We start from the raw sequence: 14285 nt of genomic DNA, 5'->3' as shown, positions 1-14285 counted from the left end.
TTTTAAATATAGCTTTTCGTGGGGATGTTGTGGTGGCTTTAATTTTGAAATTAGACAAAACTAACAATGCGCGGGTTTCAAATGGATTTTTTATAGCCTAATTGGAGTAGTTATAGTATAAATGTTTTGTTATCATGTGAGCATGAAAAAGACATTTCTCGTTACGGTTGCGGCCGTATTCTGTTTTACAACTTCTGCAAATGCATGCCTTGCTGCCTGCAAGGAAAAGAAGCGCGACGAGGCATATAGTAAGCCTCTCACGGCAACTACGCTACAGACTATTATTGATAACGCTTTGCCGTTGAAAACGGTGGACCCAGAACTTGGCGAACCCTATCAGGTTTACCCGATTGATGTGAAACCGTATGACAAAGATTTCCATGCAACGCTGATTGAATATCCTTACGGAAGTTCTCCGCGTGCTGTGGCGCAGGCTTCTAGTCCGCGTGGAATTATCTTGTATGTGCATGGTTATAATGATTACTTCTTCCAGGAAGAACTTGCGGAAAAATCGGATTCTGCGGGTTTTGCGTTCTTTGCAATTGACTTGCATTACAATGGTCGTTCGTATAGCGAAGGTGAGCCGCGTTCGGATATGCGAAGTGTTAAGGAATACTATGCGGAATTGGATGCGGCTATTGCGCTTAGCAAGAGGATTGCGTCGAAAGGCTCGAATGCGAAATTGCCGTTTGTCATTCTCGGCCATTCGCAGGGTGGGCTGATTACGCCGAATTACCTGAATGAACGCAATAGCGAAGATTTTGCGGCTCTCGTTTTGAATAGCCCGTTCCTAGATTATAAAAATAGCTGGTTTGTCCGCAACGTGGCTTTCCCTGTGTTCTCGGATATTGCGCTGTTGTTGCCCGATGCACCCGCTCCGAAACAGGAAGCCCCTAAGTACAACATTTCTCTTCTGAAAAGTGAAAAAGGCGAGTGGGAATTCAATCGTGAATTGAAAAGTGATGAATGGCCGCAACAGTATTTTGGCTACCTCCGTGCGACAACTCGCGGCATCAAGTGGATCCATGCGGGAATGCAAATCAAGGCTCCTGTTCTCATGATGCGTAGCGGCTGCACGGTAAATACGGTCAAGTGGGATGACGACTACATGCGTTGCGACTGCATGCTCGATGTGAATCTCCTTGAAAAGTGGGCTCCGAAATTGGGTAACGATGTCACGACCGTGACGATTACGGACGGCTTGCATGACTTGTTCCTCTCGCGTAAGGAAGTTCGCGATAACGCTTACCGCACGATGTTTGAATTCTTGGATGGTGCCGTTTTGCGGAAGCAAATAGTTGTTGCACAGAACTTTTAATAACTAGATTTTGTTTTAATCGGTTGGCGCACTTTCCTTGTCAAGAGGGAAGTGCGTTTTTTAGGAGAAAAATATGAGTAAGAACATTTGGAATGTCTTTGCGCCGGTTTATGAATTTGCGATGTGACTTCGTTACGCTTTATGGACAACGCTTTTGATGTGGTCGTGATTGCGAATGCTCTCCACATTATCCCGGAGCCCTCGAAGGCGCTTGCGGAAATCCGCCGCGTCTTGAAAGATGACGGAGTGCTGATTGCTCCGAACTTTATATTCCCTGCTGACGGCAAAAGAAACTTGTGGCAAAAGCTTTTGAGTCTTGTCGGTGTCCGCTTTGCGCACGAATGGACGGAAGACGAATACAAGTCTTTCTTAAAAGGGAATGGCTGGACGATAACGGAAAATTGCGTTATTAAGGGGCGGATTGATTTGGCGTATGTGGAGTGCGGGAAATGAAGACTATTTCGCTTCTATAAATTCATATCTTGTGATTCTTCTTGACATCGGAAAGGACCATCGCTGCAGGGCGGGTGCGACCTTTCAGCATGTCATTGTATCCTTTTTCGAGTTCCGTGTCGAGGCGCTCTTTTGACCATTTAGCGGCATTTTCGGGAGCTTTAGGCAGCTTCACATCAAAGGGAATTCCCTGTTGCAGAATAATCTGCTTATAGAACATGTTGATGGCGCTGGAAACGGATATACCGAGAGTTTCCAGGATGTTTTCGGCTTGTTCTTTGACATCAGGCTCTATGCGGGCGTATAAATTTGCAGTCTTGTTCATGTTATTCAATATACATATTTGTCCGTACAAAAGCAATACATTTGATTGAGGGCGCTGAACAAAAATGGAGATTCCCGCTCGGAGGCGGGAATGACAAGAATATGTTAAGAAAATTGCCCCGGATTTCTCCGGGGCAATTTTGTAGGTGGTTTTTGAATGAGTCTTAATTCACTTCTTGGAGCTTGAGCATTTTGCCGAAGAGGCCGCCTTTCGCTTTGAGTTCTGCGGGGGAGCCGGTTTCGACAACTTGACCGTTTTGCAACACCACGACCTTGTCTGCATTGGCGATGGTGCGCATGCGGTGGGCGATGATGATGACGGTCTTGTTCTGTACGAGTTTCGAAATGCTCTGTTGAATCTTGGATTCGTTTTCGACGTCGAGGCTTGCGGTGGCTTCGTCAAGGAGCACGATAGGGGCGTCCTTGAGGATGGCGCGGGCGATAGAAATGCGTTGGCGTTCGCCGCCGGAGAGCGTGTCACCGTTTTCGCCGATGACGGTGTCGTAGCCTTGCGGGAGCTTTTGGACAAAGTCATCGCAGTTTGCAAGTTTTGCAGCTCGCAGAATTTCTTCGTCTGTGGCGTCGCGTTTACCGATGCGGATGTTGTCGCGGATGGAGGTGTTGAAGAGTACGACATCCTGGAAGACGATTGAGAAATTCTTGAGGAGCGTTTCAGGATCGATTCTTGAAATGTCCTGGCCGCCGAGCGTGATGGTACCACCCTGAATGTCCCAGAAGCGGGCGGCGAGCTTTGCGGCTGTTGTCTTTCCGCTGCCAGAGGGGCCCACGAGTGCGGTGATTTCGCCTTGCTTGGCGGTGAACGAAGCCTTCTTCAAAACTTGCTTTTCTTTGTTGTAGTAGAAATCGACGTTCTTGAATTCAATGTCGTAATCAGCGGGCTCAAACTTTGTGGAACCGCGCTGGACTTCCATATCGTCCATCTCCTTGAATCGCTTGAGGCGGACATCCAAGTAGAATAGTTCCGTCATGTTGTTTAGAACGAGATAAATGGGACTGTAAATCGTCGATGCGCAGACGATGTACACGAGGTAATCAAATACGCTTAATTTGTCTTGTGCAAGGAGAATAGAACCGAAAATGAGGACAGAGGCAAGTCCGAGCTTCAGGAAGATTTGTGCGCCGTTCAAGATGACACCAGACATGAATTCGCCTTTAATCTGGGAATGTTCATAGAATTTGGAGTGATCATCCAATGCTTTGCAGACGCTGTCTTCTTCGCAGTAGGACTTGATTTCTTGAATATTTTCAAGGCTTTCCTGAATGTCTTCGGTAATGACGCGGGCCGCATTGTAGGTATGCTTGAAGTTTTTGAACTGTAATTTGCGGGAGAGGTAAATGAGCAATCCTGCAAATGGTGCTACCCACAAAAGTGCAGCAGCCATCACCGGATTGTAAATGATGAGTGCGATAGCGCAGATGATGAGCATTGCTCCGACGGCAAATATTTCCGGGACGGCGTGTGCGAAAATCATTTCAAGGGCGTTCACGTCGTTCATGATAGTCGATGTCAAGTCGGAAAGGTCCTTTTTGCCAAAGAAAGCGAGCGGAAGCTTGCGCAACTTTTCGGCGAGCGTGATGCGACGTTTTTTACATTCCGAATAGACTGATTCGTATGTACTGTCGTAAGAAAGTGCGTAGATGAAGTACATGACAAAATAAATGACGACAGCAATTGCTATGTAAACCCAAAAATTATGCGGTTCGGCAGATGGATCTTGCATTTTCGCCATGAATTCCTTGAGGAACAGGAATACGAACGAAAGTGGGAGCATTAACGAAAGGTAATGCCACGTTGTCCAAAATACGCCTTTGATAAATGTTTTTGTACCTTCATCAGAGAGGACAAAGCGATTTTTGATCCAATTATACATTCTTGCCTCCGATAGTCCAGCTGACGGACTGCTGATAATCTTGCCACATCTTGGCGAATATGCCGCCTTTTTCAACGAGTTCCTTGTGCGTGCCGCGTTCCACGATGCGGCCGCCTTGTACTACGAGAATCTGGTCGGCATTCACGATGCTTGTGAGTCTGTGTGCAATCATCAAGACTGTTTTGCCCTTCGAAAGCGTTTGCAGTGCTTGCTGGATAAGGCTTTCGTTTTCGGGGTCTGCAAATGCGGTCGCTTCATCAAGAACGACGATCGGTGCATTCTTGAGAATGGCGCGGGCAAGGACGATTCTCTGCTGTTCTCCGCCGGAGAGGTATGTACCCTTGCTGCCGATGACGGTGTTGATGCCTTCGGGCAGGCGGTCAATGATTTCGCGGCATTGGGCGAGATCGAGTGCCTTGTTGACGCTTTCAATGGATGCCTCAGGAGTTCCGTAACGGACGTTTTCCAAAATACTCTTCTTGAAGAGTCGAGTATTCTGGAAAACGAATGATGTGTTTTTCATGAGGACTTCTTGGGGTATTTCCTTGATGGGCGCGCCGCCGATTAAAATTTCACCATCGTTGGCATCGAAAAATCTCGGGACGAGCTTTGCGATGGTGCTCTTGCCGCCGCCAGATGCGCCGACGAGCGCGACTGTTTCGCCTTCCTTTATTTTGAATGAAATGTCGTGAAGGACTTCATTTTCTGTGCCGGGGTAGGTGAACTTGACATTCTTGAATTCAATATCGAAATGCTTGACTGTTTGCGGGTTTGTCGGTGTAGCAAGTTCCGGGTAATCTGTCAACGATTCAATGCTACCGATGGCTAGTTTTGCCTGGTTTACGGCTTGGCTCAAGTACATGCTGCGCATGATGCACTGCGAAAAGACCGGTGTTACAAGAATATAGAGCATCAAGTCAATGATGGTGGCGGCGATGTTGCCAGAATGCGAGATGATGAGGATGGCTGTCGGAACGAGGAGCAATGCGACACCGTTGATGAGCGTTGTGTAAGAGCACATGATGAACTTCCAACTGCTAGAATATGCAGTGACCATCTGATGGTAATCATCAATTGTCTTATAAAAATTCTTGAACGAGAAAATCGTTTGCTGGAAAACTTTCACGACGGGAATGCCGCGCACATATTCAACGGCTTCGATGTTCATGTCTTCGAGCGACTTCATGTATTTTTGCATAAAGTCCTTGCTCTTGTTCATCTTGGAACCGAGCGTGATGATGGCATAGGCAATTGGGACGAGGGATACGATGCCAAGACGCCAATCGAAAATGAACATCAATACGAGCGAGGCGATGGGAACAACGATGGTTCCTGCCAAATCCGGAAGCTCGTGCGCCATGAAGGTGTGTGTGACGGCTGCGTTGTCGTCAATGATTTTGCGGATGCGTCCAGTAGGGTTCTTGTCGAAAAAGCCAAGCGGGAGCTTGAGCAATTTTTTCATGGTGATTCTGCGGATGTTGCCTTCGATGCGGAAGGCGACTAAGTGCGAACAAACGAGTGCGGAAAAGTAAAGCACGATGCTTATGACAGAGAAAATGACGGCCATCAATGCGTAATGCTTGACCATGTCGTATGAAATATTACCTGTGTCAGCGAATAATTCACGGACGATGAGCCATACATATATAAAGGGCGCTATGCCTGCGATGGAGCTCAATGATGAAAATAAAAGTGCAAACGGATATAAAATTTTTCGCGATTGCATATAAGGTGTTAGTCTTTTGAAAACACTCATAGTTACCTTCTGTTTGTTTTTCGCACCAATTTTAATTTATTGAGGTCTTGTTTTAAAGGTTATATTAGCTATAACTAACTTTTTGGATTGGTTTGGGTCCATTTGGAGTTGAGGCCGTCTTTGGGGATTTCTAAAATGCGGGCGAAACTTAAAAGGTGTATAACACTAGGAGTCATGAATGAACAAAAAACTTATTGCAGTTACTTTTGCTGCGAGCCTTTTTGCAGCATGCGGTAGCGATTCTTCGAACAACGCAAACTCTGATTCGGATGATTACAAGCGCGAATTTGCAACATCCATTTCGACTGGTGAAACGATGTTTATCGGCACGATGTCTTTGGACCACACGGATGATTTGGGCAAGGACTTTGTTGAAGTTGGTACGCGTGCAGGCGTTGTGTATTATGATAATTCTTTGTTCGTTGCCGATTTGGATGTTGGTTCCATTTCCCGCTACAGCTTGGCTGAAAACAATAAGCTTGGTAAGGTAACGGCAACGCTTACGCTTGCTGGGGTTTGGGCTAATCATATTTATTTTGTCAACGAGGAAAAGGCTTATTTGGGCGGCATGCTCGATTCCTTGATTATCATCAACCCGAAAACCATGAAGAAAACGGGCGCGATTGATCTTTCAAAGTACAAGAATAAGGACGCTCTCGTGGTGAGCCCGGGAACTGGCGTGATTGTTGACGGACGCCTTTATGTGGGCCTTTTGCAAAACGTGAGCGACTATGCTACGGGTGATGAAGCTCAGGTCGCCATTATTGACGTCAAGAAGGACTCGGTGCTCGCCGTCGCTAAGGATGATCGCATCGCTGCCGTGGGTTCCTTGGATGACTCCCAGAACCAGGCTTTCATCGTTTCTGACGGATACATTTACTGCTATAGTAACGCTTCGTGGGGGTATGCTCCTGGCCAAATTGACGGGTTCCTCCGTATTAAGGTGGGTGAAACCAAGTTCGACGAAAAGTACGTTTGGAAGGTCAGCGAAGAAGTTGGCATTAAGAACCTTACGGAAAAGGGCAACTTCAAGTATCTCTCTCCGGCAACGTATCCGTCGGAAGATGGCTATGTCTATGCTTTCTTGAACGTGATGGTCGATTTGCAGCAGACCTGGACGGATATGGATAGCTATCACAATAACACTTGCAAGCCGGTGCAGGTTGACCTTGCCAACAAGAAAATCAAGGCTTTGCCGATTGGTTATTCTTCGAGCTGGGCAAGCTATGGCAAGTATGTGGAAGATGATGGCAACGTGATCTTTGCGGTCTCTACTGAAGAAGATGGCAATGCATACTTCCGCTATGATCCGAAGACGGATAAGGCTAAGAAAATTGCTGAAGCCGAACAAATCCCGATGTGGATTGTGCCGCTGAAGTAAACCCTCTACGTCATCCTGAGTGAAACGAAGACTTCTCTAAAGACGAGTGTCGTGGACATGCTTGCATGGACATGACCGAGTCAATGAGAAGAGGCTTATAGCCCTCATCCAGTGCATTTTAAAGTTGAGAGTAATGCCCTGGATTCTTACCCAAAGGGCATAACTCCACTAAGCCACTTAAGTAGCTAGTGTCGTATATCGCCTTTATAGGCTCAGAATGACGATTCGTGTAGAATATGAATTTGCGTAAAATGAAAAATATTGTTTTTGCCGCTTTTGCGGCATTTGCCGTTGTTTCTGCTTATGCGCAGGATGACGAAGTTACTTCGTTCGAAGATTTTGATGAACCCGTCGCGGAAAGCAATGCGACTGATGCTTCCAATGGTGGCGCTTCTGAAGTAAATGCTGCGGGCGGTTCCGCAAGTTCCGAAGATGTGACGAAGCTGGATTTACTCTCGGTTGAAACGGAATCCGAAGCGGAACAGGCTGCCATTGCAAAACAGGTAGAAACAGTCTCTACGATTGATGCCGCCGAATTGCAGAATACGAGCAAGAGCGTTTCTAAGGCGATTAATTCTGCGTCTGGCGTGAAAGTGCGTAAGTCTGGCGGCATGGGCGGCGAAGGCAAAATCAATATTCGCGGCATGGAAGGCAAGAACATCAAGGTGCTTGTCAACGGCGTTCCTGTCGAAACGCAAGGAAATTTGGGACTTGACGATATTCCCATCGACCAAATTGCAGATATCGAAGTTTATAAGGGCTATATTCCGGCGCGTTTTGCTACAGACGGCGCGGGTGGTGCCATTAACATTGTGACTAAGAAACGCCCGACAAATTCTGTGGACGCTTCTTACAGTTTTTCAAGTTTCAATACACACAAAGCATCGGTTGCAGCAAGTCATTTAATCGATAGCATCGCGGGTGCTGCAAGCCTTGAAATTGGCGTGTCCGGTTACTTTAACCATTCCGATAACGATTACGAATTTACATCGCCGTATATGAAAAGTTCTACGGGCGAAGATACGAGCGTTGTTCGCGATCACGATCATTACACCTCTTACAATGTGCGGGCTTTTGCAAATTTGATGAACGCCTGGTTTGATCAAGTGTCGTTGGGGGCGGGTTTCGGTGGTTATGATAAGGAAATCCAAGGCGTTGAAAGTCGCATTAAGGAAGCAACATCCGAAGGCTATAATTTCGGTGTTTCTTTTGGATTGGATAAGAAAAATTTCTTTGCGGAAAACTTGAATTTCGGTGACTATTTCTCGTTTGGTTTTGCTGAAAATAAAATTATTGATACGAGCCGAGTCCATTGTCGTAACTGGTTTAGTTGCGATACGGCGCAAAAGAATGTGGGCGAACTCGTGTCTATGGGACTTCCGAGATTGCGCACGGTGCAGGTGTATGATTTCAATAACTTGCTGAATTTTGATTATGAGTTTATTAAGGATCAAAAGATTTATTGGAATACGCTCGTCAAGTACCACAAGGAAAATCCTGAAGACGATTACGGCTCTGAAAAGGCTCAGTTTAACACAGCGGGGCTTCCGGGAGAAGTTTTCTCGATAACGACGGGGCTTTCTCTTGAAAATAATTTCTTTGATTCGCGCTTCCAAAATCTTCTCGGTTTCAAGTTCCATTACATGAAGGCTGAAATTTCGAATATGCCGACGAGCCTTCTGATTGAACCTGCTGTAGAATCGAATGATTACCATGATTTCAGTTACGATGAAAGCTTGATGTTCAAGGTCGCAAAGCAACTTTCTGTGAAGGCTTCGTATCAGCATGCTGTACGTTTGCCGACTCCTGAAGAACTCTTTGGCGATGGTATTCGCGTGAGTGCGGCGACAAAGTTGAAACCTGAACAGGCTGATAATTTCAACTTTGGAATTTCTGTGGATTTGCAGGAACTGCCGTTTGTAACAAGACTCCGCTTTGACGGTGATGTATTTTATTCGTACTACAAAGATAGAATCCATTACATGAGTTCAGCACAGATGTCTACGCCTTACTTTAACATGAATCCGATTCGTGTCTGGGGCTACGAAGGCGACGTAAAGCTGGATGTCAATGAATGGGTTTTGCTCGGAACGAACTGGACTTTCCAGGATTTGCGTAACATGAAATATACGGCAAAACAGGGCGTCCCCAAGAAGGCGATTGTGCCGAATATTCCGCGATTCTTTATGAACTATCTTGCGGAATTCCATATTGGCGATTTGTTTGGCAAAGAAGACTTCTTGAAAGTCTGGTGGTCTGCAAATTATACGGATGAATATTTCTACGGCTGGAAGATTAGCTCCCGCCAGAGCCGTAAAATTAAAGCTTCGTTCACGCAGGATGTGGGCGTTGAATATTCCCTTTGGGATAATAAACTGGGTTGGAGCTTTGAAGTCGATAACATCACGGATAGCGAATCGTTCGATAAGTTTGGTGAAAGTAAACCGGGTAGAAGTTTTGCAACAAAGATTCGCTACAGTTTTAAATAGAAGGAGTTTGTAAGAATGTGTTTGTCTGAATTACAGGAAAATCAAAAGGGTTTGATTCAAAAGATTAACGGGGATTCCCGCTTCATTTCTCGCGTGGTTTCGATGGGACTCCCGCCGAGCAGTCCGTTCTTGGTGCTGCAAAATGATGGGCGTTCTCCGGTTCTTGTGTATTCGCACGATACGATGATTGCGATTAACCGCAAAGAATGCATGCAGATTGACGTGGAGATGGCATGAGAACGATTGCTTTGCTGGGACAGCCGAATTCCGGCAAGTCCACTCTTTTTAATGCATTGACGGGCTCGCATCAGCATGTCGGTAACTGGCCCGGAAAAACGGTGGAAAGGGCGGAAGGCTTTTTCACGCAGGGCGAAGAACTTTATCGCGTTGTTGATTTGCCGGGTAGCTATGGGCTTACGGCAAACTCTGCCGAAGAAGTTGTGACGCGTACATACATTGAACATGGTTACGCCGATATTGTCTGCATTATCGTTGATGCTTCGCAATTGGAACGTAGCCTCTACATGCTTGCAGATTTTGCAGGCGTGAAAAGCCCGGTGATGCTTGTGCTCAACATGATGGATGTCGCTGAGCAAAAAGGCAAAAAGATTGATGTTGAAAAAATTGAAAAGATTTTGAACATTCCGGTGCTAGGTTTTACAGCATCCGATTTGGACAGCTATCCGAAATTCTTTGAAACGCTGAATCGTGCGCTTGAAAAGAAGTCGACGATTTCGTCGGATAAAATTCGTGATATTGTTGAACGCGAAGGCGAAAAGTCGCGTGTTGCAAATCTGAAAAAGCTTGAAGATTTGATTGCTCCTCTGAAGTTTGACAATCGCGAAAGATTCTGGGTTGCGTCAAAGCTTTTGGAAAATGATTCGCTTGTGCGTTCGGAGGTTGAAACGGCGGTGACGCCGGAACATTGGAAAGAAATCAAGGAAATTCTTGATGCTGAAGGTGCTGAAGGCGGACTTTTGACGGGTGAAGCGAAGTACCGCTTTGTCTCTGAAGTTCTCCGTGATGCGTCTGAAGGCGAAGAAAAGTCGATGAAGCTTTCTCGCTTTGATAAAATTGCGACGCACCGCATCTGGGGTAAAATTGTCGCGTTCTTTATTCTCGTGCTTACGCTTGCGGTGAGCATGATGATTGCAGTCCCGATTATTGCAAGCTGCTTTGGACTCCAAGGCGCTGCAGAACCACTTGTGAATAAATTGCTTCGTTCGTGGCCTGTACTTGCGTCGTTTTTTAATAGCGTAATCATAGGCGGGCTTGCCGTGACTGTCGCCATGATGGGCTTTGTCTTTGCGATTCTTGTGACGTTTGGACTGATGGAAGATTCAGGTTACTTGGCGAGATCTTCGTATGTGTTTGACTCGTGGCTTTCGAAACTTGGTCTCCATGGAAAGGCTTTTATGCCTTTGGTTTCGGGGCTTGCTTGTACGGGTGGCGCTGTTTGCGGTACTCGAGTGCTTGATACACGAGGGCAGCGCTTGTTTGCGATGGTGCTTTTGTGGTCGATCCCGTGCGGCTCAAAAGTTGCCGTAGTGCTTTTCCTTGCTTCCGTTTTCTTTGGCTCGGCGGCTCCGCTGTTTGGCTTGGTTTATGTAGCGATGATTTTTGCATCGTTCTGGCTCTCGTCTAAACTTTTCGGAAACAAGCTGATGCCGGTGAATGAACGCGTGGGCATGATTATGGAACTCCCGCCGTACCACAAGCCACATTGGAAAATTTTGCTCAAGACGGTTGCTCGCAATGTCTGGGCGGTTTTCAAGAAGGCGATTGCGGTCATTTGGTTTGTGTCCCTTTTGTTCTGGCTTATTTCGTATTCGAAAGATGGAAATGTGGAACATAGCGTGCTTTACACCATTGGCAATGCGATTGAACCGTTTACGCAGATTTTCGGTATGCGCTGGCAACTGTTTATTTCGTATATCGGCGGAATCTTTAGCAAGGAAGCGTCGCTTGGCGTGATGAGCGTGGTCTTCTCGAGTACAACTGATGCGTTCTCGCTTGTTGCCCGTAATGCGGCGGGTGCAAATCTTGGCGAAATGATGCGTGCCGTGGTCTCGATTCCTGAAGCTCTTGCGTTTATTTTTGCATCCATGTTCAATATCCCTTGTGTACTTGCAATGGGTACAACGTATCGTGAAACGCATTCCCTTAAGTGGATGCTTGCAATTGCGGGTTATTACTTTGCGATTTCGCTTGGTTTGGCGTTTATCGTTTACCACATTGCGCTGTGGGTGCTTTAGGACTTCTTCGAAAAACCCAGACTACAATAGAAGCGGGTATGGCGTGCCGAACGGTGCGCCATACTTGTTTTATATCGCTGCACTCAGAATGACGAGAAATTAGCTTTGTCTAATTGGATTGTTTTAAAACTATTTAGAGTAGAAGAATCGTAGGTGCTTAATTTATTTTTTCTCGTCCATGTTGGAATTGGGGTTTCCTGAAGATGAATAAGAAGATTACTTTTTCCGTTGCGTTATGTTCTGCTTGCGTGTTTGCTCAGACTGATGAAGTGACAAGCTATGACGATGCATTTTTTGATGAACCCGCTACAGTTGCTGATGAACCCGCAGCTGTAGGCGAAAAGCCCTCAAAGCCCTCGGATGTTACAGTTCTTGATGGCTTGTCTGTCGAGGATGAAAGCGAAGCGGAAGCTACTCCTGTTGATACGAAGACAAAGGCCGAATCTGTTAAGGTCTTGGATACAAAGGAATTGCAGGGGTCTAGCGCCACAATTGCCGAAGCGACAAACCGTTCATCGGGCGTGAAAGTCCGTCAATCGGGCGGTCTCGGCGGCGAAAGTAAAATCAATATTCGCGGCATGGAAGGCAAGAACGTAAAAGTCCTTGTCGATGGTGTGCCTGTGGATAATGGGAATGGCTCGCTTTCGATAAATGATATCCCTATTGACAAGGTGGATCGCATTGAAGTTTACAAGAGCTATGTGCCAGAACGTTTTGCGACGGATGGCATGGGTGGCGTTATCAATGTTGTGACGAAGAACTTGTTCGAAAGTTCCATTACAGGTTCTTATTCGTTCGGAAGTTTCAATACACATAAGGCATCGCTTGATGCAAAATACGTGTGGGTGGCCGATTCTGCAAAACAGCGCACTGTAGAAACGGGAATTTCGGCTTATTACAACTATTCCGATAACGATTATGAATTTACTACGCCGTATATGGATACGACGGTGACGCGTGAACATGACCGTTATTACAGCTATAGCATTTCGCCGTTTGTCAACTTGAATAATTTCTGGTTTGATAGAATTTCGTTGGGCGCAAGTTTTGGCGGTATGAATAAAGAAATTCAGTCAACAGCGCACCGTGTTGAGGATGCTTTTGCTGAAGCGTGGGGCTATGGCGTTTCTCTTGGCTTAGAGAAAAAGGACCTTTTTGTAAAGGGACTTTCAGCGGGTTTGTCTCTTAATTTCAATTACGCTAAGGATCAAGTTGTTGATACGAGCCATGTGTATTATTACGGCTGGGATAAGACGAATTTCAAGGAATCAAAGGGCGTTTCTGGTGAAATTTCTATGGGTAGCGCGACGTTCATTGAACGTGAAAATTATACGTTGACGATGCCTTGGAATGTTGATTACGCTTTCAATGAAAATCATTCTCTGACATGGAGTGGCTTGTACCGCTATGAATCGCAGGATCCGGTTGACAAGCTTGCAGCCAAGGGACAGCTTCTGAATAATGCGGGATTCCCGGGATATAGCCATTCCGTAGTGACAGGGATTTCTCTTGAAAATAATTTCTGGGATAAGCGAATCCAGAATGTGGCTGGAATTAAGGCGTATTATTATAGCATAAAAGCTGATGATGTTGATGGTAAGTTGAAACGCCTGACAGATGATGATGCAACGAATAAGGATATTGGCTATAGTGAAAACATTCGAGTGAAAATTATTGAATCGCTTGCGCTCAAGGGTGGCTATCAGCACAGTTTGCGATTCCCGACGCGTGAAGAAATTTTTGGCGATGGCGTTTATGTACAATGCGCACCAAACTTGAAGCCAGAGAAGTCTGATAATTTTACTGCCGGTGCAGAACTTGATTTGGACAAGATTCCCCTTTTGCTTAAAATGCACTTGGAATTCAACTGGTTCTATTTGCTGATGGAAGATCGGATTTATTGGAATAATTACGCCTCTGTTCCGCGCCCGTATTATAATAGCGTCGGTACAATAACTTCAGGATTTGAAATTGACGCTGCGATTGATGTGAACGAATATGTTGCGCTCTCGTTTAACTTGACAAAGCAGGATGCAGAAAGCCGCGAAGCGGATATGTCGTTTGGTATTGCGAAAGGTCTTACTGTTCCGAATACGCCGACGTTCTATATGAATTTTGGTGCAGAATTCCATATTGGTGATTTGTTCTTCCGCGATGACTTCTTCAAACTTTATTGGTTTGCAAATTATACGGATGAATATTATTACGGCTGGAAAGTTTCGGCAAAACAAGATCGTACAATCCCGAGTTCGTTCTCGCAAGATTTAGGTGTTGAATACTCCATTATGGCAAATAAGCTCTCTTGGAGTTTTGAAGTCAAAAATTTTACGGATGAACTTGTCTATGACAAGTACGGAGAATCTAAGCCAGGTCGCACTTTTGCGACGAAGATAAAATTTTCGCTTTAAAGGAGATGC

At 45.8% G+C, this 14285-nt stretch carries 10 protein-coding genes; 7 read left to right on the top strand and 3 right to left on the bottom strand.

The window, feature by feature from the left end; translation table 11 throughout:
- The first annotated feature begins 142 nt into the window (after positions 1-142).
- Together B3A20_RS13255 and B3A20_RS13250 are read left to right on the top strand one after the other, a co-directional pair.
- Positions 143-1318, top strand: a complete 1176-nt coding sequence (locus B3A20_RS13255) for an alpha/beta hydrolase (protein WP_290765695.1) — start codon at positions 143-145, stop codon at positions 1316-1318.
- A gap of 123 nt (positions 1319-1441) precedes the next feature.
- Positions 1442-1771 carry a class I SAM-dependent methyltransferase gene (locus tag B3A20_RS13250; protein ID WP_414655240.1) on the top strand — a complete coding sequence of 110 codons (330 nt, stop codon included), beginning with the start codon at positions 1442-1444 and terminating at the stop codon, positions 1769-1771.
- A 22-nt stretch (positions 1772-1793) separates the two neighbouring features.
- On the opposite strand, the gene B3A20_RS13245 is transcribed toward B3A20_RS13250, so the two are convergent.
- From B3A20_RS13245 to B3A20_RS13235, 3 genes are all read right to left on the bottom strand, one after another.
- The gene (locus tag B3A20_RS13245; RefSeq protein WP_088630464.1) at positions 1794-2096 is read right to left on the bottom strand and encodes a type II toxin-antitoxin system RelB/DinJ family antitoxin; all 303 of its coding nucleotides are present in this window, start codon (positions 2094-2096) and stop codon (positions 1794-1796) included.
- A gap of 163 nt (positions 2097-2259) precedes the next feature.
- On the bottom strand, positions 2260-3987 hold the full coding sequence (locus tag B3A20_RS13240) for an ABC transporter ATP-binding protein (RefSeq protein WP_290765689.1): 1728 nt from the start codon (positions 3985-3987) through the stop codon (positions 2260-2262).
- Entirely contained in the window at positions 3980-5743 is a 1764-nt protein-coding gene (locus tag B3A20_RS13235) for an ABC transporter ATP-binding protein (protein WP_290765686.1), read from the bottom strand. The genes B3A20_RS13240 and B3A20_RS13235 overlap by 8 nt, the downstream gene beginning before the upstream one ends.
- A gap of 178 nt (positions 5744-5921) precedes the next feature.
- Here B3A20_RS13235 and B3A20_RS13230 point away from each other — a divergent pair, with 178 nt between their 5' ends.
- The 5 genes from B3A20_RS13230 to B3A20_RS13210 all read left to right on the top strand — a co-directional run bounded on the left by B3A20_RS13230 (position 5922) and on the right by B3A20_RS13210 (position 14276).
- Positions 5922-7124, top strand: coding sequence for a hypothetical protein (locus B3A20_RS13230; RefSeq protein ID WP_290765684.1), 1203 nt, complete (start codon positions 5922-5924; stop codon positions 7122-7124).
- A 251-nt stretch (positions 7125-7375) separates the two neighbouring features.
- Positions 7376-9613: a TonB-dependent receptor gene (locus B3A20_RS13225; protein WP_290765681.1), complete on the top strand. Its 2238-nt coding sequence runs from the start codon at positions 7376-7378 to the stop codon at positions 9611-9613.
- Positions 9614-9628: 15 nt separating this feature from the next.
- The gene (locus tag B3A20_RS13220; protein WP_014546404.1) at positions 9629-9850 is read left to right on the top strand and encodes a FeoA family protein; all 222 of its coding nucleotides are present in this window, start codon (positions 9629-9631) and stop codon (positions 9848-9850) included.
- The gene (gene feoB / locus B3A20_RS13215; protein WP_290765678.1) at positions 9847-11868 is read left to right on the top strand and encodes a ferrous iron transport protein B; all 2022 of its coding nucleotides are present in this window, start codon (positions 9847-9849) and stop codon (positions 11866-11868) included. The genes B3A20_RS13220 and feoB overlap by 4 nt, the downstream gene beginning before the upstream one ends.
- Before the next feature lie 203 nt (positions 11869-12071).
- Entirely contained in the window at positions 12072-14276 is a 2205-nt protein-coding gene (locus B3A20_RS13210; RefSeq protein WP_290765676.1) for a TonB-dependent receptor, read from the top strand.
- Positions 14277-14285: the final 9 nt, after the last annotated feature.

It is taken from the genome of Fibrobacter sp. UBA4297, assembly GCF_002394865.1.
Taxonomy (GTDB): domain Bacteria; phylum Fibrobacterota; class Fibrobacteria; order Fibrobacterales; family Fibrobacteraceae; genus Fibrobacter.
Note: the sequence above shows the minus strand (reverse complement) of the source record. Positions and strands in the feature narration are given on the sequence as shown.

What these genes read in the sequence shown, in the direction of transcription:
- B3A20_RS13210 (WP_290765676.1), top strand. Translation starts at nt 12,072, where the DNA reads ATGAATAAGAAGATTACTTTTTCCGTTGCGTTATGTTCTGCTTGCGTG.
- B3A20_RS13220 (WP_014546404.1), top strand. Translation starts at nt 9,629, where the DNA reads ATGTGTTTGTCTGAATTACAGGAAAATCAAAAGGGTTTGATTCAAAAG.
- feoB (WP_290765678.1), top strand. Translation starts at nt 9,847, where the DNA reads ATGAGAACGATTGCTTTGCTGGGACAGCCGAATTCCGGCAAGTCCACT.
- B3A20_RS13230 (WP_290765684.1), top strand. Translation starts at nt 5,922, where the DNA reads ATGAACAAAAAACTTATTGCAGTTACTTTTGCTGCGAGCCTTTTTGCA.
- B3A20_RS13255 (WP_290765695.1), top strand. Translation starts at nt 143, where the DNA reads ATGAAAAAGACATTTCTCGTTACGGTTGCGGCCGTATTCTGTTTTACA.
- B3A20_RS13240 (WP_290765689.1), bottom strand. Translation starts at nt 3,987, where the DNA reads ATGTATAATTGGATCAAAAATCGCTTTGTCCTCTCTGATGAAGGTACA.
- B3A20_RS13225 (WP_290765681.1), top strand. Translation starts at nt 7,376, where the DNA reads ATGAAAAATATTGTTTTTGCCGCTTTTGCGGCATTTGCCGTTGTTTCT.
- B3A20_RS13235 (WP_290765686.1), bottom strand. Translation starts at nt 5,743, where the DNA reads ATGAGTGTTTTCAAAAGACTAACACCTTATATGCAATCGCGAAAAATT.
- B3A20_RS13245 (WP_088630464.1), bottom strand. Translation starts at nt 2,096, where the DNA reads ATGAACAAGACTGCAAATTTATACGCCCGCATAGAGCCTGATGTCAAA.